Source organism: Arthrobacter sp. SD1074B, assembly GCF_056780195.1.
The window spans coordinates 61561-81726 of record NZ_JBRAZT010000003.1; the positions used below are offsets into that span (position 1 = coordinate 61561).

General features: G+C 62.0%; 19 protein-coding genes and 1 tRNA gene. 7 read left to right on the forward strand and 13 right to left on the reverse strand.

The annotated features are described in order from the left end of the window. Window positions 1-21: 21 nt before the first annotated feature. On the reverse strand, window positions 22-1176 hold the full coding sequence (locus ACUYM2_RS18690) for an IS30 family transposase (RefSeq protein WP_476975858.1): 1155 nt from the start codon (window positions 1174-1176) through the stop codon (window positions 22-24). Between the two features lie 452 nt (window positions 1177-1628). Between ACUYM2_RS18690 and ACUYM2_RS18695 the strand changes: the two genes are divergently transcribed. After that, window positions 1629-1701, forward strand: a tRNA-OTHER gene (locus ACUYM2_RS18695). Window positions 1702-1849: 148 nt separating this feature from the next. Here ACUYM2_RS18695 and ACUYM2_RS18700 read toward each other — a convergent pair. The 12 genes from ACUYM2_RS18700 to ACUYM2_RS18755 all read right to left on the reverse strand — a co-directional run bounded on the left by ACUYM2_RS18700 (window position 1850) and on the right by ACUYM2_RS18755 (window position 14526). Further along, window positions 1850-3418, reverse strand: a complete 1569-nt coding sequence (locus ACUYM2_RS18700; protein WP_476975859.1) for a 4-hydroxyphenylacetate 3-hydroxylase N-terminal domain-containing protein — start codon at window positions 3416-3418, stop codon at window positions 1850-1852. Further along, window positions 3415-4233 (reverse strand): citryl-CoA lyase, encoded by an 819-nt coding sequence (locus ACUYM2_RS18705; RefSeq protein ID WP_476975860.1) that lies wholly within the window; start codon window positions 4231-4233, stop codon window positions 3415-3417. Before ACUYM2_RS18705 ends, ACUYM2_RS18700 begins: the two co-directional genes overlap by 4 nt. Further along, complete coding sequence (locus tag ACUYM2_RS18710; protein WP_476975861.1) at window positions 4230-5795, reverse strand: AMP-binding protein; 1566 nt, start codon at window positions 5793-5795, stop codon at window positions 4230-4232. Before ACUYM2_RS18710 ends, ACUYM2_RS18705 begins: the two co-directional genes overlap by 4 nt. A gap of 10 nt (window positions 5796-5805) precedes the next feature. Further along, window positions 5806-6600, reverse strand: a complete 795-nt coding sequence (gene pcaD, locus ACUYM2_RS18715; protein ID WP_476975862.1) for a 3-oxoadipate enol-lactonase — start codon at window positions 6598-6600, stop codon at window positions 5806-5808. A 9-nt stretch (window positions 6601-6609) separates the two neighbouring features. Further along, window positions 6610-7713 carry a mandelate racemase/muconate lactonizing enzyme family protein gene (locus ACUYM2_RS18720; protein ID WP_476975863.1) on the reverse strand — a complete coding sequence of 368 codons (1104 nt, stop codon included), beginning with the start codon at window positions 7711-7713 and terminating at the stop codon, window positions 6610-6612. Window positions 7714-7772: 59 nt separating this feature from the next. Further along, window positions 7773-8603, reverse strand: a complete 831-nt coding sequence (locus ACUYM2_RS18725) for a dioxygenase family protein (RefSeq protein ID WP_476975864.1) — start codon at window positions 8601-8603, stop codon at window positions 7773-7775. 73 nt (window positions 8604-8676) lie between these two features. After that, on the reverse strand, window positions 8677-8955 hold the full coding sequence (gene catC / locus ACUYM2_RS18730; RefSeq protein WP_476975865.1) for a muconolactone Delta-isomerase: 279 nt from the start codon (window positions 8953-8955) through the stop codon (window positions 8677-8679). A 45-nt stretch (window positions 8956-9000) separates the two neighbouring features. Further along, complete coding sequence (locus ACUYM2_RS18735; RefSeq protein ID WP_476975866.1) at window positions 9001-10572, reverse strand: 4-hydroxyphenylacetate 3-hydroxylase N-terminal domain-containing protein; 1572 nt, start codon at window positions 10570-10572, stop codon at window positions 9001-9003. 51 nt (window positions 10573-10623) lie between these two features. Next, the gene (locus ACUYM2_RS18740) at window positions 10624-11124 is read right to left on the reverse strand and encodes a flavin reductase family protein (RefSeq protein WP_481601558.1); all 501 of its coding nucleotides are present in this window, start codon (window positions 11122-11124) and stop codon (window positions 10624-10626) included. A gap of 251 nt (window positions 11125-11375) precedes the next feature. Next, complete coding sequence (locus tag ACUYM2_RS18745; RefSeq protein WP_476975905.1) at window positions 11376-12383, reverse strand: AraC family transcriptional regulator; 1008 nt, start codon at window positions 12381-12383, stop codon at window positions 11376-11378. 155 nt (window positions 12384-12538) lie between these two features. Continuing rightward, entirely contained in the window at window positions 12539-13351 is an 813-nt protein-coding gene (locus ACUYM2_RS18750; RefSeq protein WP_476975889.1) for a citryl-CoA lyase, read from the reverse strand. A 14-nt stretch (window positions 13352-13365) separates the two neighbouring features. Beyond that, the gene (locus ACUYM2_RS18755; protein WP_476975890.1) at window positions 13366-14526 is read right to left on the reverse strand and encodes an acyl-CoA dehydrogenase family protein; all 1161 of its coding nucleotides are present in this window, start codon (window positions 14524-14526) and stop codon (window positions 13366-13368) included. 184 nt (window positions 14527-14710) lie between these two features. Between ACUYM2_RS18755 and ACUYM2_RS18760 the strand changes: the two genes are divergently transcribed. From ACUYM2_RS18760 to ACUYM2_RS18785, 6 genes are all read left to right on the forward strand, one after another. Then, window positions 14711-15277 (forward strand): hypothetical protein, encoded by a 567-nt coding sequence (locus ACUYM2_RS18760; protein ID WP_481601559.1) that lies wholly within the window; start codon window positions 14711-14713, stop codon window positions 15275-15277. Window positions 15278-15681: 404 nt separating this feature from the next. Then, window positions 15682-16203 carry a MaoC family dehydratase gene (locus ACUYM2_RS18765; RefSeq protein ID WP_476975892.1) on the forward strand — a complete coding sequence of 174 codons (522 nt, stop codon included), beginning with the start codon at window positions 15682-15684 and terminating at the stop codon, window positions 16201-16203. After that, window positions 16200-17069 (forward strand): HpcH/HpaI aldolase/citrate lyase family protein, encoded by an 870-nt coding sequence (locus ACUYM2_RS18770; protein WP_476975893.1) that lies wholly within the window; start codon window positions 16200-16202, stop codon window positions 17067-17069. The genes ACUYM2_RS18765 and ACUYM2_RS18770 overlap by 4 nt, the downstream gene beginning before the upstream one ends. Then, window positions 17069-18211 carry a CaiB/BaiF CoA transferase family protein gene (locus ACUYM2_RS18775; protein ID WP_476975894.1) on the forward strand — a complete coding sequence of 381 codons (1143 nt, stop codon included), beginning with the start codon at window positions 17069-17071 and terminating at the stop codon, window positions 18209-18211. Before ACUYM2_RS18770 ends, ACUYM2_RS18775 begins: the two co-directional genes overlap by 1 nt. Continuing rightward, window positions 18208-19596, forward strand: a complete 1389-nt coding sequence (locus ACUYM2_RS18780) for an MmgE/PrpD family protein (RefSeq protein ID WP_476975895.1) — start codon at window positions 18208-18210, stop codon at window positions 19594-19596. The genes ACUYM2_RS18775 and ACUYM2_RS18780 overlap by 4 nt, the downstream gene beginning before the upstream one ends. Window positions 19597-19662: 66 nt before the next feature. Next, window positions 19663-20112, forward strand: a complete 450-nt coding sequence (locus ACUYM2_RS18785) for an FCD domain-containing protein (RefSeq protein ID WP_481601560.1) — start codon at window positions 19663-19665, stop codon at window positions 20110-20112. The last annotated feature ends 54 nt before the right edge of the window (window positions 20113-20166 follow it).

The window sequence follows — 20166 nt, forward strand, 5'->3', positions numbered from 1 at the left end:
ATTGTCGCAGCGGGTCGCTCATCACTGGTGGAGGCTCAGGAGTCTGGCGAAACGTTCGGCGGGGGTGTCGTCGTCAAGTATTTTCCGTGGTCGGTTGTTGAGGCCAATGGCGACATCTGCCAGGTGCTGGGGAGTGTAAATGGACAGGTCAGAGTATTTAGGGAAGTACTGGCGCAGCAGCCCATTGGTGTTTTCATTCGTGCCGCGTTGCCATGGTGAGTGGGGATCACAGAAGTAGACCGGAATCCCGGTGGCTGCGGTGAATCCGGCGTGCTTGGCCATCTCACTGCCCTGGTCCCAGGTCAGCGAGGTTCCCAACGCAGGCGGCAGCTGATTGAAGGCCTTGATGAGTCCGTCGCGCAGGTCCTCGGCACGGTTGATTCCGGGCATGTGTACCAGGAGCAGGTAGCGGGTGCTCCTTTCGACCAACGTGGCGATGGCGGAACGGTTCTGGGTGCCCATGATCAGGTCGCCTTCCCATGCTCCGGGAACGGAACGGTCGCCGGCTTCGTCCGGCCGGTCGCCGATCATCAACACGTCGCCGGCGAACCGGGAGGTTCTTCTGGCAATTGATCTGTTGGGTTTCCGTCGGTCCCGGCCGGTGCGAAGGCATTTGACGAGTTCCCTGGAGAGACCGCCGCGGCCGCGGATATAGAGGGCCTGGTAGATCGTTTCGTGGACGATGTGCAGATCCTTGCGCCCCGGGAAGGCCTTCTTCAGCTGGCGGCAGATCAGGGCCGGACTCCACCAGCGGTCCAGCATGGCCTGGACGTAGGTCTTCAGTTCAGGAAGCACCGCGATCTTTCCCTGCCGTGGTCGCTGACGGCGGGTCCGGGCTTTCTTCTGGGCGTAGTGCGGGCGGTATTGTCCCGCCGGATTCCGGTTCCGGCGCAGTTCACGGCTCACGGTGGAGGGTGCTCTGCCCAGCCCGGCGGCTATCGAGCGCAGGCTCTCTCCGGTGCGGTGCCGGTCGGCAATGGTGATCCGCTCTTCCTCGGATAAGTACCGGGCGGAGATGACCGCCGGCTGCTCCCGCACCATGGTGATTGCCGCGTAGGTGCGTGTCCGCCCCGTCGCCGGATCCCGGACCGTGCGGCCGTTGCGCCAGTGCGAGCCGGTCTTCCGCCCTACTCCGACGATCCTGCAGGCTTCAGAATTGTTGAATCCTTGCTTCATGAGCCGAATATAGTGCGCCCGCTCGGCCGTTTTCCCCGCGGGGCCCGGCTTCAACTGCCGTTTCTTGTCTACTGCCATTGCAACTCCTGAAATGCTCAGGTGTTGCGACGATGGTTAGAATCCACCCCGTCCTACCGGGGCCATCCAAGCCTGTCACAGCCAACCCCGTCCGGCCGGGGCCAAAAAGACTTGACATATTCAACCAGATTTGCTCAGATATCTGCCCAACCGATAATCAGTGGCCGGAGCTCCGGTGGCACGGAAGCCAGCAGCTGCAGCCTGGTGTCTGAGTTTCGCGCCGTAGGAGTTTGTTCCTTCGATGGAAAGCAGCACCCTGTGAACGGTTCCTACACTGTGACGCAGGATCCAGGACAGTGCCCGGTTCCCTCCAGCTGTGGTGTCCGGAAATGTTTCGTTGGCGATTTCCTCACCGTTGTCGGTCTCCCATGACTGCCCTCGTAGCTCAGGGGATAGAGAGCCTGCTCCGGAGCAGAAGGTCGGTTGGTTCGATTCCAATCGAGGGCACGCATGATGACGCGGAACATGGTTCGCATCTGTTCCGCGACAGCGAAACACCCTGGTCCTCGGACCAGGGTGTTTCTTTTTCTCCTGGTGCCGCGAGCCTCTCCGGGCCGCTTCCAGCACTGTCGGACCCGTGCAATGCGGGAGATGCTTACTGTAGCTTCGGAATGCTGCTCATGCTGCCTGGGTTGATCAGGTGCTCGCTGGTCCATCCGTTGATGTCGTACTCACCGAGGCATCCGTCCACAAAACTCATCAGCTTGTCGGTTGTTCCCTTGGCCTGCGCACCCTTCAGCAGGTGGATCCGGGTGTCTTCCTGGTTGCCCGCGTAGTTCCGCTCGTAGAGTTCGTGTCGACCGCCGAACTCGGTTCCCATGGAGTCCCACAGAAGTTTCATCAGCTTCACCCGGTCCATGGCCTCTACGCCGTTGGAACCACGAAGGTAGCGGTCAAGCAGCGGCCGCACTTCGGTGCTCTTCCAGTCCTCGGCATGGGAATTGACGTAGATCAGCCCGCTGGCGACATGATTTTCGATGATGCCCTTGATGCGTGGGTACGCCAGCGGCGCAAGAACACGATAGGCCGCGCCTTGGTCGTTGTTCGGCAGAACTGCATCGCCTACCCACGGCTCAGGATTGCGGGCCATGGCCTCGGTCAGACCCCAGAACAGATTGCGCCATGCGAGAATCTCACCCACATGCGCCTGGACACCGCGAAACTGGTTGGTCCCGGTGATCTCTACTGCTTTCAGCACACACCCGGCAATGAAGTCCAGCTTGACGCACAACCGGGTGAGACCGTGAAATGTCAGCCGGGGCAGCCATCCGGACATGGGCGTGAAGTCGTTGACCTTCTGTGGATCACCGTAGGCGAAGACATTCTCCCAAGGAATTTGCACGCGATCCATGACCATGATCGCGTCGTTCTCGTCGAACCGGCTCGACAGGGGGTAATCAAACGGGCTGCCGGTCACTGTCGCCTGGTACTCATATGAGGGCCGGGAAATCAGCTTGACCCCCTTCGCGTTGGTAGGGAGCATGAAGATGACGGCGAACTCTTTCTTATCTACCGGCATCCCGTAGTGACCGATAAAATTGTAGTGAGTCAACGCCGACCCTGTTGCCACGCATTTCGCCCCGGACACCACCAGTCCGTTGTCGTTTTCGCTGACCACGTGCACGAACATGTCCTCGACTTCGGAGGCAGGCCGATGACGATCCACAGGAGGGTTTGCCAGTGCGTGGTTGAGGAACAGCACCTGTTCCTGCGAGTCCTTGTACCATCGCCGTGCATTGTCCTGGTAAGGGTCAAAGAACTCGGTGTTTCCTCCGAGCGTTCCGAGAAACGACGCCTTGTAGTCAGGGGAACGTCCCATCCAACCGTACGACAGGCGCGCCCAGCCGGCGATCGCATCGCGGGACTCTAGTAGGTCCTCGGCCGAGTGTGGGACCTTGAAGAACTTGTGGGTGAAGCCGCCGTTACCCGTATCCGTGGGGCCGGTTATAATGCCGTCCGGGTCATCGTGCAGTGCGTCGTACAAATGGGCTACGGAACGCGCACTGTTGCGGAACGCGGGGTGGGTGGTGACATCTTCCACACGCTGGCCGTAGATGTAGACCTCCCGGCCGTCCTTCAGGCTTTCGAGGTATTCGTCGCCGGTGAACGGGACCGCGGTCGGGGATTGGGCGGACATTCTGTCTGTCGGGTCTGTAACAGTCACGATTCATCCTTAAGGGTTGAGCGGGAATACAGAACTTCTGATGGGTCCACGTACTGTGCGTTGCGGTCCACGGCTGCATAGAGCTGGAGGCCGATCGGGTCGCGCATCTCCTCGGCGATCTGTCCGAGCAGGCCGGCCGACCTGGCTACAAGAGCGAATCCACGGATGATTCCCGGGGGAAATCCCAGATCTGCGAGTGCGGCACCGCACGCTCCGGCACCGTTTACGGGTAGGTGCTTGTCGAACACGTCGGCCTGCACTCGTTCGATGGCCGCCAGTAACGACAGATGCGGCCCCAACACTCCGGCTTCCGCGGCCAGTTCGTAAATGACTGGGGTGCGGGGGTCACCGTTCTTGTGGACGGGGTGGCCGAGCCCGGGTACCAAGCGTCCGCGGGACCGGCTGTCGTTCAAGATCTGCTTCGCGAGATCGTCGTAGTCGGAGTCGCTCCCTAGTTCGCCGGCAGCCGACAGACTCTGATCCAGGAACTTTGCCGCGTCTTCAGTCACGCCCAGAAAGCGGGAGCCGCCGCCGAGTATGCCCGCCGCCATGGCACCCTGTATGGATTCGGGCGCGCTGGTCAAAGTGAGCCGTGCTGCGAGCACCGTGGGCGTGAATCCGTGATCGGCCAGGGCCACGAGAATTGCGTTGAACAGCCGGCTTTCGCCCGGCGTCGGCTGTCGAAGAGCCACCATCCAAAAGGCGAGGTCACCGAAGGACACTTCACCCATGAGTTCCGTGGCGACCTCCTTTCCCAGCAGCCGGATGCTGTCGAGGCTTGATGTACCCAAGCTGGTCCGATAAGTCTCGGTCATGTCAAATTTCCTCTCAAGGGTGTCGCGGCGAGGTCGTACTGATGGCCGTCGGCGGGTAGTCGATGCTTCGCGACTCTGCCCGTTGGGGTGCGGGGAAGTTCGGCGACGAACTGCCAATAGCGGGGCACCTTGAACGCGGCCAAACGCTGCGAAACCCACCTGGCAAGATCCTGCGGTAGCGCGTCGCTACCGTCCGCGAGCCGCACGTATGCCTTGATCTCCTCTTCGGACTGCCCCGCATCCACTCCAACCACCGCACATTCATCGACATCAGGGTGCGCCAGCAATGCTCCCTCGACCTCGGCCGGCGCCAGATTTTCGCCTCGCCGCCGAATCACTTCTTTCTGGCGGGCAACAAACGTGTATGTGCCGTCGCTGTTCTCCGTGACCAGATCACCGGTGTATAGCCAGCCGTCGCGTATAGCTGCGGCCGTTTCATCGGGCAGTCCGTAGTAACCGGGCGTTACGGTCGGGTTGCGCAGCAACAATTCGCCGCTTTGACCTTCCATCACGTCCTGGCCGGCAGAGTCGACGACGCGGACTGAATTCACTTCTCCGAGCGTCGGATGCTGGCGTGGCTCACCGAGCGTTCCGAACGGGCGCGTACCGGGCCTCCAGGACATGCCGTACAGGCTTTCCGACATGCCATATCCGCACACCAATGTGATACCAAAGCGGCGCTCGATTTCTAGGTGGCGGTCCTTTGGCGGCGCCGGAGCGCAGTAGCCACTGACCAGCGGCGAATCCGAGTCGGCGGGCGTCGGGGCTTGGTCCATGAGGAACTCGAACATTGCGCCGATCGCGTTGAATGACGTCGCCCCGTGGCGTCGCGCGGAATCCAGGAAGCCCGATGCCGAAAAGCGCGGCAGCAGTATCAGACCGGCCCCACAGGTCAATGATCCCATCGTGGAGTAGGCGAGGGCATTCGTGTGGAACAGCGGCAGCGACGTCATCAGCCGATCTGCGGCGGAGAGTTGCATCCAGTACGGAAAGCCTTCGCCCGCCATCGTGTAGGCGCGGTGCGTTTGCATGACCAGCTTGGACCGCCCGGTGGTGCCCGAGGTTGGAATCATGATGGCTACGTCCGTCTCGCGGACGGCACTGCCGTCGGTAATGCAGGTTGGCTGTGCCTCCACACTCGGTCTATCGCTAACGATGTCGTCGACGTCAACAATCGTGGCGTCGACGCTGGCAGAAGCCTTTGCCCGGCGCACCGTGCCGATCAGCCCGTTGTCGGTCACGATGACGCGGGCGTGATTGCCCACCTGCGTGAGAAGGCCTGCCAGTTCCGCTTGGGTTCCGCGGGGATTGGTCGGGACAGCAGCGGCGCCGAGTGTCGTGGCGGCGAGAATGGTGAGTAGGTAACGCGGCTCGTTGCGCGCCGTCAGTATCACCAGATCGCCTCGCTCGACTCCGGCCGCCACCAACGACTGTGCCACGGAGTGGACCTGTTCCCGAGCGCTACGGAACGTAATCTCTGTGTGATCGGTGCGCAACCAGGTCCGGTCGCCGTATCGGGCCGCTGCCTCGTCGAGCAACGCTGGAATGGTTCGATCCGTCACTGTCGCAACCTCATCCAGCAATCCTCACAGCACCGATGTGCTTGGCGATCGCAGCGCTGACAACCTCGGGCTTCTCGAAATTGACCAGATGAGAGGAATCGGGAACGACCAGCAGTTTCGCTCCAGGAATGCCCTCGGCGATAGCGGACACGGTGGCGACCGGAGTGGCCGGGTCCTCCTCCCCGGCAATGACCAGCGTGGGCGTCGTGATCTCACCGAGGCGGTCGCGCAGGTCGTACGCCGCGATTGCTTCGCAGCAGCCCGCGTAACCCTCACGCGGTGTGTTTCCGAGCATGTTGAGGAGCCGCTCTGCGCCCTCCGGAGAGCCTTCTGCCCATTCGGGCGTGAACCAGGCGCCGTAGCGCGACTCGATCAGGAAGTCGGTTCCCTCACTGCGCACTCTTGCGGCACGCTGGGGCCAGCTCGGCGGGTCGTAAAACTGTGCGGCGGATGCGCAGATGACCAGCGCGTCGAGCCGATGGCCGTGATGAACGCCGAGCCACTGGGCGATCGCGCCACCGATGGAGACACCGACGTAACTGAAGCGATCGATCCCGAGATCGTCCAGTAGTCCAATGACGTCGTCGGCCATTTCGCCGATGGTGTAGGGGCCTTCGGGGACTTCTGATGCACCGTGCCCGCGCAAATCGTGCCGCAGGATCTGGAAGTCGCCGGAAAGTGCCGTTGCCTGAGGCTCGAACAACCCCAGGTCGGTGCCGAGTGAGGGCCCGAACACAATTACCGGCGCCCCGGCAGGCCCCTCGAGGCGGTAGTTGAGCCGGGCCGTTTTCCCTTGAGTTCCCATCTGCTTCACCTAGTCTTTGTCGATGCGGTAGTGGTTGAGCTTGTCTTCGTCGATCTCAATGCCGATCCCGGGTTTCCCGGAGACATGCATCCGACCGTTCTCGATGACAGGGGTCACGGCGACAATGTCATCGGTCAGCTGCATGAAGTAGTCCAGCTCCCCTGCCCTGTCAGATGTACTCTTGTAAGCCGCCGCGAAGGCCAGCGAACTCAGAGTCCCGACCGTTCCGTCCATCTGGCTGCCCAGGGCCAACCCGATGCCAAGCCCTTCGCATAGCCCGACGATTCGGTCTGACTCGGTGAATCCGGTACGGGCCACCTTGATGCTGATGATCTGCGAATGGTTGTCGAGTATTTCCCTGCCGACCTCGCCGAGACGCGTCACGCTCTCGTCGCCCATAATCGGGATCGAGCTCTTTTCCGCAACCCGGCGGCGAGCCAGTGGACGAAATGCCGGTGTCGGTTCCTCGAGCATAGTGATGCCGACTTCCTCCATCACCGGCAGCAGGCGGATTGTCTCGTCCGCTGTCCATCCCTTGTTTGCGTCTACGTACATGTCGGGCACTTCACCCAGCTCTGCCCGGAGCATGCGCATCGCCCGGGCATCCTCCTTGACGTTTTTGCCGGTCTTGATCTTGAACGTGTTGAAGCCGAAGCGCTCCCGCATATCGCGGGCTTCGTCCACCATGCCCTCAGGTGTGGCCGCAAACAGAATATGGACTACTTCCATCGAATCTGTATAGCCACCAAAAAGCTTGTGACAAGACTGCCCCAGGGATTTGCCAATGACGTCCCAGACCGCCATGTCGACGCCGCCACGAGCCGTGTGATTGTGGCGCAACCAACTCAGCTCATTACGTGCGACCTCACGGTCGAAGGGATCTGTCCCTACCATCGCAGGGCTGAACCAGGCATCGACCGCCTTTACGATCGACTCCTGCGACTCGCCGTAGGTGAAGGGGCGGGCGGGGGCCTCGGCGTGCCCGACCACGCCGTCGTCGGTCGTCACTCGGATGAGAACGTGTTCTGCACTGGAAATACTGGCATGGGCGAATGCCGTCGGTCGTTCCAGCGGAATATTGAACGGTATAGCCTCTATGGAGTCGATCTTCACGATGGTCCTTTCAAGGGCAGGCTGCCACAACGTCGGCGTTGTGGCAGCCTGCATAGTGGTCAGCTTCGGGGAAGGCGGAACTCGTAAGAAGTCGTGAAGTACGGGACGTCGAGGTTCTTGGCCTGCAGGTCCTCGGCGGCGTCGTGCTTGTCCAGCTTCAGGATCAGATCAGGCTTCACCGCTCCAGCGACATCGGAATCGATGTACGGATCCTCGTCGAAGTACAGCTGGCTGGTCAGTGACGTATAGCCTGGAGCGGATGTGACGATGTGCAGGTGCGCAGGCCGGAATGCATGCCAGCCGACAGTAGTGAGGAGCGCGCCGGTCGGGCCCGAGGTCGGGATCTCGTAGGGGACGGGAATGATCGTTCGAACTTCATAGCGTCCTTCCTCGTCGGTCGAGAAACGGCCGCGAAGGTTGAACGCGGGCGGCAGCTCGCGATCGTCGTTGTACGGGATGTTCGAATACGTTCCCAAGTTATCGCTATGCCACAGGTCGACCTGGGCGTTCGCGATCGGCTGACCGTCCGGGCTCGTGACTTTGCCGGAAAAGTACAGGACGTCGCCCGGTTCATCGTCGCGCATCGGCATGACGTACGGCAGCTCGAGGCGGGGGGCTCCCTCAATGAAGTAGGGTCCCTGGATAGCGCCTGGGCTGCCGTCACGAGAATCCGAGTCGACCTGTTCGACTGTCTGCTCGAAGAACACATCGGCGAAGAGCGGCCATTCGCCGGCGACACCAAGGTCGATTACGAACTCCTTGGCAGCGGAGTATTCCTCGTATGTCAGCTTATGTTCCAGGATGACGTCGCGAATGCGCTGCATTATGTCGGCCACCACGGTGGCAGCACGGTTATCGCGGAAGGTCGCTTGTCCGGATGAAGCGGTCATGATTGTTTCCTTCGAGTAGATGGATGGAACGGGGCAGAGACTTTGGCGGAGAACGTATTTAGCGCAGCTGCTGTCAGTCGATCTTCGATGGATGCCGGGTCATCGCCGTCACCTTGATGTCAAGAAACGGAAACATCGGCAGCGATGACAGGAGCTCATGCAGTTCGTCGACGCTCTCGACGTCGAGCACGCTGACGTTGGCATAGCGGCCGGCAACCCGCCAGAGTTCCGGCCACTTTCCCTGTCGTTGCAGTTCCTGGGCGCGTTCGCGCTCGGCGGCCATTAGGCTCTCCAGCCTTGCCTTGTCGATGTCGTGTGGGATAGTGACTTCCATCTGGGCCAGGAAGTGCATAGTAGTCCTTTCGTCAGTTCGGCTGCGCTGTACACCGCAGACGCTTTACTTTCGTCCGAGGCGCTTCTTGATCACGTTGACGTCATCCGAGCTGATGAGGTCAGGGGCGGTCCATCCATTGAGGTCGTATTCGGAGAGGCACTCGTCGACAAACGAGCGGTACTTGTCCGTCTGTCCGCTGGCGTTCTGACCCCACAAGGTCTCTAGTCGGACCGCCTCGTGATTCCCGGAATAGTTGCGCTCATAGAGCTCATGGCGGCCCCCGAACTCGGTGCCGATAGCGTCCCAGATCAATTTCATGATCTTGATGCGGTCGACGCCGGAGCGGTCACCTGATCCGCGGACGTACTTGTCCAGGAACGGCCGCATCTCTGCATTGTTCCAGTCCACGGCATTGGAGTTCTGATAAATCAATGCGCTGCCAAGGTCCTGTTGGAAGATTTCCTTCGCACGGGGGTAAGCAATGCTCGACATCATCCGATAGGTATTGCATGCGTCGACGTTCGGGACCGCAGTACCATCGCTCCAGGTCGTGGGATTGTTGACCATCGAGTCGACGCACGTCCAGAAGAGGTTGCGGTAGTTGAGCAGCTCCCCGACGCGGGTCTGCACGCCACGGAAATCGCCCGTACCCGTCATATCGAGGCCCTTGAGCAGTAGGCCACACAGGAAGTCGAATTTCACGGCAAGCCGGACACAGCCATGCATCATTGCTCGCGGAAGGAATCCGGAGCCAGCGAAGAAGTTGTTGGCCTTCTCCGGCTCGTAGGCAAACACATTCTCCCAGGGCACCAACACCTCGTCGAAGATGAAAATCGCGTCGTTCTCATCAAGGCGTGAGCTCAATGGGTAGTCGAACGGACTGCCCACCGTTGCGGCTGTGTACTCATACGACGGTCTGCAGAACAGCTTCACACCCTTCGCTGCCATCGGCACCATGAAAATGGCACTGTAGCCTTTGGACTTGACCGGCTGATAGCTGCCAATGAAGTTGTAGTGGGTGAACGCCGAACCCGTGGCGACGACCTTCGCGCCGCTGACGATCAGACCTGCGTCGGTCTCGCGAACAACATGTACATTGACGTTCTCGACATCCTCGCCCACACGGTTGCGGTCGATCGGCGGGTTCACGATGGCGTGGTTGACATAAAGGCAGTTCTCCTGGGCCTCTTTGTACCAACGACGTGCATTCCCATCGAAGGGGGCATAGAAGTCAGTGTTCGAGCCCAGCGTCGCCAAGAAACTGGCCTTATAGTCGGGGCTACGGCCCATCCAGCCGTAATTTAAGCGAGCGAAACTCGCAATGGCGTCCGCAGATTCACGCAGGTCAGTGCTCGAGTAGGGGGCCTTGAAGAACGGGTGGGTGTAACCGCCGCTGCCTGTGTCAGTCGGAACCTGAAGGCTTGGGTAGTTCTCTTTGTCGTGCAGAGCGTCGTATTGGCGGGCGACCATGCGCGCGCTGTTGCGGAACGCCGGGTGGGTCGTAACGTCCTTTACACGTTCGCCGTAGATCCAAACCTCGCGCCCGTCGCGGATACTCTCCAGGTATTCCTCACCGTTTAGAGGTCGAGTGGTGACGCCGGGTGCGGGTGCGGGTGCAGTCTGATCTAGGGTCATGATCTTTAAACTCCTTGCCGTAGAGACGAATCTGTCGAAGGCATCTCGTATTCAAGATGCCTGGAGTACTTCGTCGGCGTATCCCCCGACAGTGCGGAACTTGCCGCCGTAGAACAGCAGTGGCTCAACGTCGGGGACGATCGCAAAGTCCCTAACCTCGCCGACATACAAGATGTGATCGCCGCCGTCGTACGAATTCCACGGCGCGCATTCGAAGTAGCCAGCACAACCAGCCAATCTCGGCGGTTGGGCCGGGGCGTGGTGGTACCAATCGATAACGCAGTCCTGCTGTGGTTTACCGGCAAAGTTCATCGCGAGCGGCAGCTGACCTCCCGAAAGGATGTTGACAACGAAAGGCCGGCCTTCTAGGTTCTTGCTAGCGTTGCTGCGCCGGTCTAGGGAGACCAGAATTAGCGCTGGATCGAGGGATACGGCAGTAAAAGCGTTCAAAGTCAGCCCAAGGCGTTCACCGTCGATTTCGTAGGTCACTACGGTGACACCGGTTGCAAAGTGTCCGAGAGAGTTCCGCAGAAGGCGGCTGTCAATAGTCATGAAGCCCATAACCTTTCCTGTTTCTTACGGCCAAACTCATCCTGTTTGTTCGGCCCGACTCATTACATGAAAGTTATCTGGATCACATTTGTCCGTCGATCCGTTCGACGCTGCTTTTGTCCGCTTTGCGCGATCAGTTCTAGCGGCCCGCAAGATGGGTATCAGAACAGAACGGCGGCCGAATCACAGCAGAGCGAAGCCCGGCCACGAAATTAGTGCATTCGTGGTCGGGCTGTCGGGGGTAGCTGCGTTCAGCCGCCGTTGAGCGTACGGGAGGGTGTCTCGCCATAACGCCTGCGGTACTCCGCTGCGAACCTGCCTAGGTGTCCGAAGCCCCAGCGATGGGCCACATCGGCCACTGTGAGCTTGTCGGCATCGCTTCGGCTCAGCTCCTCGTGACTGCGTTCAAGCCGGACGTTCCTGAGGTAGGCCATCGGCGGAACACCGAGGTGCTGTTGGAAACCGTCCTGCAGGCTCCGCACACTTGCGCCGGCCAGTTCGGCCAGGTCGTTGACCGTGAATGGTTTCTCGGGACTGGCATGTATGGCGTCGACGGCGCGCTTGACGATGCGTGGACGGACGGGACGACCCGATTCCTGCAGTGATTCCTGATGGTCGTGCCCCGCAGCAAGGAGAAATCCGGTGGTCACCACCTGCGCGAGCGAACTCGACATCAGCGGGTCATAAAGCATTCCCTCCTCGCGGTCGAGGTCGGCGGCAAGCGTGTGGATCAGCGCGAGCCAGCTTGCCGCGGGTCCTCGAGTCAGGTCCACCAGCGCGTCAAACCTGACAGGAGAACGAAGGGGGTGCCCGACCAAAGTCGTCAGTTCAGCTTCGAGATATTCGCGGTCGATTTTCAAGCCGTACTGTGCGCAATCGGCGCTCCACCGGGAAATCTTCGTCGGCCCCTCCGGTAGGTAAACAGAAGCCAGCCCGGGCATGGAAACACTCACCTGCCGACCAGCCACGGCCTCCACGTGCCCGGACAGCGGGATACTGATGTGGTAGGCATTGCTCAGCTCACCGAAATCAAGACTCACCTCGGCGCCGTAGGCGAGACGGCCTAAGGTGACGCCTCCGAGCTGAACCGTCTTCAGCGACATGTTCAGACCGGAGCCAGCAGCCAAGGCCTGCAGGCGATGAGGATAAAAATTCTGGGCTAAAGCCACGCGCGCCTCGTCCAGGTGCGACGCCCTGTGCTGAATCACTCGGCACGGGCGAACTCCGCCCACCGTCTTTAAAGGTGCTGCTTTCTGCATCACAACCATTTCCTTGATGTAGAAGTCCAAACGAGCCCGCCGGGGGCGGTAAGCGCTCGGTGGCGTTTACTTCCCAACAAATGCCGGAGCCCTACCCCGGCAACTTCTGCGTGGGCGGCGGCCGTCCTGAGAGCTGAGGACCCGTCGGGTTAGTTCTAGGCTTCGCCGGCGCTGGCTTCGTCTTCGGCCCGGTACCAGATGGTGGTGGCCATCGGGTCCGCCTTCTCCTCGATGAGATGGCCGACCAGGCCAATGGCACGGGCCATGACGCCGAGGCCGCGGGCCACATGGGCCGGCACCCCGAGAGTGGAGGCCAACGCGCCGATAGCACCGGTCGCGTTCACTGGCAGCACCTTGCCGGAGCGCTCCGACGCCAGCCGGGAAAGCGCCTGGAGCAGCCGAGAGGAGGAGTCATCGAACCCAAGTTCACGGCACAGTTCGAAGAGTTTGCGGGCCCGTGGATCCACGGGCCTATGGACCGGGTGTCCCAGGCCCGGGATCGGGCGTTTTGCGGCAGCGAACTCGGCAACAATTTCGGCGGCCAGGGCCTCGATCTGCTCGTCGTTTAGTCGGTCCCTCTCCGGCACGGCGTGCCTGCCAGCGGCGGGGAGACGTTCCTGGCAGATCTTCGCGGCGCCCTCGATGGTGCCGACGAAGGTGTTGCCTAGGCCCAGGATGCCGGCTGCCACCGCACCCTGCAGCGATTCCGGTGCGCCGAGGTACGTCATTCGGGCAGCCAACACGCTGGGTGTGACGCCGTGTTCAACCAAGGTGACCACCAGGGCGTTGAAGAGCACCGATTCGCGCTCGTCCGGGAGCCGCTTGAAGAGTTCCAGGTAAGCGAAATCACCGAGGTTGACCGTGCCCAGCATGCCCATCAGGTCCTGGCCGAAGACGGTGACGGTGGTGGCCGTCGAACGGGCGATCTCAGAGCGGATCGGTTTGCCGCCGCGCTCGTTTGCAGGCATGTGATCCAGCCTTTCTAGTAGGAACGGGGCAGGCCCAGGACCTTGGTGGCGATGAAGTTCTTGATCAGATTGTTGCTCACCGGCGCCGTTTGGAACATGCGGGTCTCCCGGAACTTGCGTTCGACGTCATACTCGTCCACAAAGCCGAAGCCACCGTAGGTGTTCATGCAGGCATTGGCGGATTCAAAACTCGCGTCCGCGGCCAGATGCTTGGCCATATTGGCCTCGGCGCCGCAGGGCTTGCCCTGGTCGAAGAGCCGGGCGGCCTCGTAGCGCATCAGGTCCGCGGCGCGCGTCTTCATGTAGCCGTCCACGATCGGAAACGCCACGCCCTGGTTGGAGCCGACCTTGCGGCCGAAAACCTCTCGGCTGTTGGCGTACGCTGTGGCTTTCTCCGCGAACCAGTAGCCGTCGCCGATCGCCTCGGCGGCAAGCAGGATCCGTTCCGCGTTCCAGCCGTCCAGCACATAGCGGAAGCCGTTTCCGACCTCGCCGATCACCGCACTCTTGGGCACTCTCAAGCCCTTGTAGAAGATCTGGTTGGTGGCGTAGTTGAACATGGTGCGGACCTTGACCACTTCCATGGCCTCCGGCTGACGGGCGCGGACCTCGCGCAGATCCACCAGGAACAGCGTCAGGCCCATAGTCTTGTCTGCGGCCTTTTCCGAGGTGCGGGCCAGGAGGAAGAGCAGATCGGATTCATCCACGCGGCTGGTCCAGGTCTTGTGGCCGGTAATGAGGTAGTCATCGCCGTCGGGAACCGCGGGGGTCACGATGTTGGTGGTGTCCGAGCCGGCGTCCTCGGTAATGGAGAAGGCCTGCAGTCGCAGTTCTCCGCTGGCAATACCCGGCAGGTAGGCCTGCTTCTGGGCCGCGCTGCCGTGGCGCAAGAGTGCACCCATTGTGTACATCTGGGCGTGGCAGGCCGCGGAGTGACCGCCGGAATGGTTGATTTCCTCCATGATGACGCTGCCGACGGCGAGGCCCTGCCCACCGCCGCCGTATTGAGTGGGGATAAGCGACGCTAGCAGTCCGGACGCGGTCAGGGCGTCGACGAACTCCTGCGGGTACCGACGGTTCAGATCCGTTTCGCGCCAGTATTCCGCCGGGAACTTGGAGCAGATGGTCCGTGTCCGTTCCCGGTACTCATCCAGCTTGTCTTGCAGTTCGGGCATAGGGATTCTCCTCGGATCGCAATAATGCGCTGCCCCCGTTGGGGTGCACGTGCGACTGCTGGGAAAACCCTACATAATATATTTTATCCTTACAAGGTCTCCGTAGCGTCGTGGTTGCCGATCGGGGCGGCGCCTGGGGACTGTGCCCGTTTTCATGGAACTAACGATGGTACAGCGACAAGCTGTGACAAAGAAGGAAGCCCTCGCCTATAAGAGCGCCGATCGTGCGGGGAAGTCCCGGATCCTGGTCGAGCTGACCGGTTGGCACCGCGACTACGCCAGGTCGGCCCTGCGGGAGGCTCTGGTTCCGAAGATCGTCAAGCCCTGGCCCGACAGGACGCCGGTCTACGGCCCTGATCTGCTGCCACCGTTGGTCAGGTGCTGGGCGGTGCTGCGCGCCCCTGCCGGCAGGCTGCTCGCTCCGATGTTTCCGGTCCTGGTGCCGCTGCTGCGCCGGGACAAAGAGCTTGCGATCACGGATGTGCAGGCCGAGCTACTGATGCGGATGAGCGCGGCGACCATCGACCGTAGACTCGCCGGGGAGCGGGCGAAACTCTTCGCGCGGGACCGGTCCTATGCCAAGCCCGGTACGCTCCTGAAGTCTCAGATCCCGGTCCGGACCTGGGCCGAGCGGGACGGCGCCGTCCCGGGGTTCGCGGAGAGCGATCTGGTCGGCCACGGGGGAAGCAACTGTTTCGGGGAATGTGTTCCATCCTCACGGTGGCTGATATCTCCACGGGCTGGACGGTGAACCGGTCCGTTCGGAACAAGGCGGCCAAATGGGTCTTCGAAGCCCTCTAGCACGTCATCGCGGTATTCCCTTTCCCGATCATCGGGATCGATTTGGACAACGGCTCCGAGTTCATCGATGACCACCTGCTGGGTTACTTCCATGCTGACCAGATCACTTTTCACCCGGCCCCGGCCGGGGAACGAGCACGACGGCGCCCACGTGGAACAAGGCAACGAATCATCCTTCCCGGCGATATTGCAGTGAGGCGACCCGAGGTCCGGCATAAGAACGAAAGGCCGCTAGATCATTGACACGGGCGCATTTATCAAGAAAAGATAACGCTCAATACAAAATATATTCGTCGATGATATCGTGTGATACGGAGTCCCCAGATGGAAGAGTCCCCAGTCGAAAATCGGGTAGTGGCAGGTTGGAATGGCAGGTTCTTCGAGGATTTCACCGTAGGGGACATCTACTACCACCCGGCCGGCAAGACCGTGACCACAACGGACAACCAGTGGTTTACGCTGTTGACGCAGAACACCTCCAAGACGCATGTCGATGCCAACTATGCGCTGCAGACCGAACAGGGCAAGCCGCTGGTGGTCTCCACATTCACGCTGGCGCTCGTCACCGGGCAGTCCACCACGGACCTGTCCATGAACGTCTTTGCGAACCTGGGCTGGGACGAGGTCCGGATGCCGGCGCCCGTGTACGAAGGGGATACGATCTATTCCCGCTCGAAGATCCTTGCCCTGCGCGGCTCCGGGTCCCGCCCCACCACCGGCATCGTCACCGCCGCCACCGAAGGATTTAACCAGGACGGGACCATCGTGCTCTCCTACCAGCGAACATTTATGGTCTACCGCCGCGGCCAGGGGCCGCAGGTCAGCGACGTCCGCCCGGATGAGGCCACCCTGCCAAATGTGAAGGCCGGTAAATGAACCCGGCCCCCATCCCGGTGGAGACAGCGGTCACCGCCCTCTTTGTCCCCGGCGACCGACCCGAACGCTTCGCGAAGGCGGCCGCCAGCGGCGCGGAAGTGATCATCATCGACCTCGAAGACGCTGTCGGCCCGGATTCCAAGGCCGCGGCCAGGTCCGCGACGGTCCGCAGTCTGAGAGCTCAGTCGGCTGTCGGCGGCATCCGGGCGTTGGTGCGAATCAATCCCGCCGGAACCGATGCCTTCAGAGCGGATCTTGCCGCACTGCTGGCGGACGGCGCTGTGCCTGCGAAATCACTATCCAGCCTGCTCGGCGTCGTGCTGGCCAAGGCCGAAAATGCGGCGGACGTTGAAGCCCTGCGCGCCATGCTGCCGGATCACCTGGCCGTGGTTCCGCTGGTGGAATCAGCGATGGGGCTGCGCGAGGCGGACGCGCTGGCGTCCGTCGCCGGTGTCACCCGGCTCGCCTTTGGCGGGATCGACTTTGCCCTGGACATCAACGCCGGCAGCGGCGACCAGTACCTTGCTTACGCCCGCTCGCGGCTGGTCATAGCATCCCGCGCGGCCGGCATTGCCGCACCGCTAGATTCTCCCTCCACGGAAATCACGGACCAGGCGGTGGTCGCCGCATCCGCCGCGCTGGCCAAGGGCTTCGGCTTCGGGGGGAAGCTTTGCATCCATCCGGCGCAGCTGGGCGCGGTTGCCGCAGCCTTCCGCCCGACAGCTCGGGAGACGGCATGGGCGAGAACCGTAGTGGAGGCCTTTGGCGGCGCTGGCGGCGCCCTCCAACTTGACGGCGTAATGGTGGACGCCCCCGTCGTGGAACGTGCGCGGCGGATTCTCCAACTGGCAGGACAGGAGCAGTAATGGCAGGCCTCCCACTCGAAGGGATCACCGTCGTTTCACTCGAGCAGGCGGTCGCGGCCCCTTTCGCCACGCGCCAACTCGCCGATCTGGGCGCCCGGGTCATCAAAGTCGAGCGGGACACCGGAGACTTCGCCCGCGGCTACGACACCAAGGTCAATGGCATGGCCAGCTACTTCGTCTGGCTGAACCGCAGTAAGGAAAGCATTGTTCTGGATCTGAAGTCCCCGCAGGACCTTGGCGTGCTGAAGAAGCTCGTGTCTAGGGCGGACGTGCTGGTGCAGAACCTGGCTCCAGGCGCCGCCGATCGCCTCGGCATCGGAGGCGATGACGCCTTAGCGTTGAATCCTCGGCTGATCCATGCGTCCATCTCCGGCTACGGTAAGGGCGGTTCGTACGAACAGAAGAAAGCCTACGATCTGTTGGTCCAGTGTGAGGCCGGCCTGCTCAGCGTCACCGGTACGCCGGAGGAACCCGCCAAGGTGGGGATTTCCATCGCCGACATCGCCGCGGGCATGTACACCTACTCCGGGATCTTGACGGCGCTGATCCAGCGCGGCCGGACCGGACACGGGGACGTCCTGGAGATTTCCATGCTGGAGGCCCTGGGCGAATGGATGCAGCAACCGTACCTCTACGCAGAATACGGGGGCGTCCAACAGCCTCGCAGCGGGGCCGAACATGCCACCATCGCCCCGTACGGTCCTTTCCCGGCAGCCGACGGTACGGTGTTCTTCGCGATCCAGAACGAACGCGAATGGGCAGCCTTCTGCGCAGAGGTGCTCAGGACTCCAGAGATGGCAGCGGATCCTCTCTTCGCCGGTAATGCTCTGCGTGTGGACAACCGTCCGATGCTGCATGGGAAAATCAACGCCGTCCTCTCCGGTCTCGGCGCCAACGAGGTGCTGTCGCGGCTGGACGCGGCGAAGATCGCTAACGCTAAATTGCGCACTCTGCACCAATTTTCCCAGCATCCGCAGCTGATCGAAAGGGGGCGCTGGAGCCAAGTGGATTCCCCTGCCGGACCGGTGCGTAGCCTCATACCGCCCGTTTCCACCCGCACCTCGACCTACCGCATGGATGCCGTCCCCGGCATCGGTGAGCACACCGAAAAGATCCTGACCGAACTGGAGGAGTCAGCATGACCGACATCAGCTTCGCCCGCCAACTGGCACGGCATGTCACCGCAGACCATGAGCTCAACGCAGAAATCACCGGCTGGATGAAACTGCTGCTGCTGGACTACTACGCCGTCACCACCGGCGGGGTCGAACGCGATTCCGCCGTCGTCGCCCGCAGCGCGGTCAACACCGCGAGTACCCAGACCGAGTTCCGCCCGGCATCCGTCCACGGCACCAACCTGTGGTCCACCCTTGAGGATGCCGCCCTGGTTAACGGGATTACCGCCCACGGGTTGGAACTGGATGACACCTTCGAGGAGTCTTCGCTACACCCGGCCGTGGTTATCTTCCCGGCGGTGCTGGCGCTGGCTGACGAACGTGACTACACCGCGCGGGACGTGCTGTATGCGGCGACCATCGGCTATGACGTGATGTGCACCGCCGGTGTCCTGCTCGGCGCGGCGGAAAGCTACGGCCGCGGCTTCCACCCCACCGGGGTAGCCGGCGTGCTCGGCGTCGCAGCAGCCGTCGCAGTCTTGTTCGAGCTGAGCGAGGACCAAACGACCCACGCCCTGGGCCTGGCAGCGAATATGGCCGCGGGTAGCCTGGAATTCCTCTCCGACGGCTCCTGGACAAAACGCCTGAACGCCGGCCACGCCGCAGCCAGCGGCATCCGCGCAGCGAGGCTCGCCGCCGCCGGTTTCACCGCCCCGGAGACCTCCATCGGAGGCCGCGACGGCTTCCTGAACCAGTACGGCCATGGCTTGGTAGAGGGCCGCAGCCTGGGCCTCGTATTCGGCAAGAGCGCGCTGGACACCAGCATCAAGTTCTACCCCTGCTGCCGGTATATGCACGGCAACATCGACCTGCTGCGCGACCTCCACAACGAGTACCCGGAGCTGGACATCGCCGACATCGAATCCATCGAGGTCGGCGTCATCAAAGCCGGCGCCACCCTAGTCTCCGAGCCGCCGGCCCGCAAAATGGTGGTGAACACCCCCGTGGATGCCCAATTCAATATGCCGTTCGGTGCGGCCGTGGCACTCACAACTGGCCAGGCGACGGTCGAACAGTTCGACAACGCCCCGGCCGTCGCCGCCGAGCTGGCTCCGTGGCTGGAAAAGGTCCACTGCTACACCAGCGACCGGCTCGAAGCGGCCTTCCCGGCCAGCTGGCAGGCAGAGGTCAGCGTCCGGTTCAAGGACGGCCGCGTCGTCAACAAGAGTGAGGACTCCTTCCGCGGCGCCCCGCAGGACCGGGCCACCCACGGACAACTGGTCGACAAGGCTGCCGGCCTGCTGTCCCCGGCTGCCGCCCGCGCCCTGGACGAATCCATCGCGGAGCTGGTGCTGGACGCACCCCTGACCGGGCAGGTCACAGTGCCGCAGAAGGACTCAGCCGTCAGATGAGCCGCCCACCCAGCCCAGAGCATCTCCACCTCCCCTGCCCGCGAGGCCCGGCGCGTAGAAGGGTTTTTGGAACTGATTCCCCGCCGCGGTTTCCAGGTGGCCCCGCTCAACGGCGATGATAGTCGCGATCTGTTCCAGATCCAGGGACTGATCGCCGGAGAGCTGGCGGCCCGGGCTGCTGCGGCGGCTACAGACAAGGACATAGAGGAACTGGAGGCCCTGCACCATGAGCTGCTCTCCGCCGCCGGACAGAAGGATCAGCTGCTGTTGAAAGAGAAAAACCATGCATTCCATCGGGAGATCAATCTGATCGCCGGATCGCGCACGCGAAGCCATGCAGGAGCACACGGATGCATGCCCGCCGGCTACTGGCCCGGCAGCTCACCGAGCGGGCGTCAGCCTGAGGGCACAGAACGAATGATGGGTGTCGCGGAAAGATGTGCAGATGGTCTTTCTCCGCCCGGGGCAGCAGCCGCGGAGTCGGACGGGCTCCTCGAAGGGAGGGACGCCATCTGACAGGGCCTGCCGCTCACGGAGGCCGCTTCGGATGGCTCCTCCAGTCTCCCTATC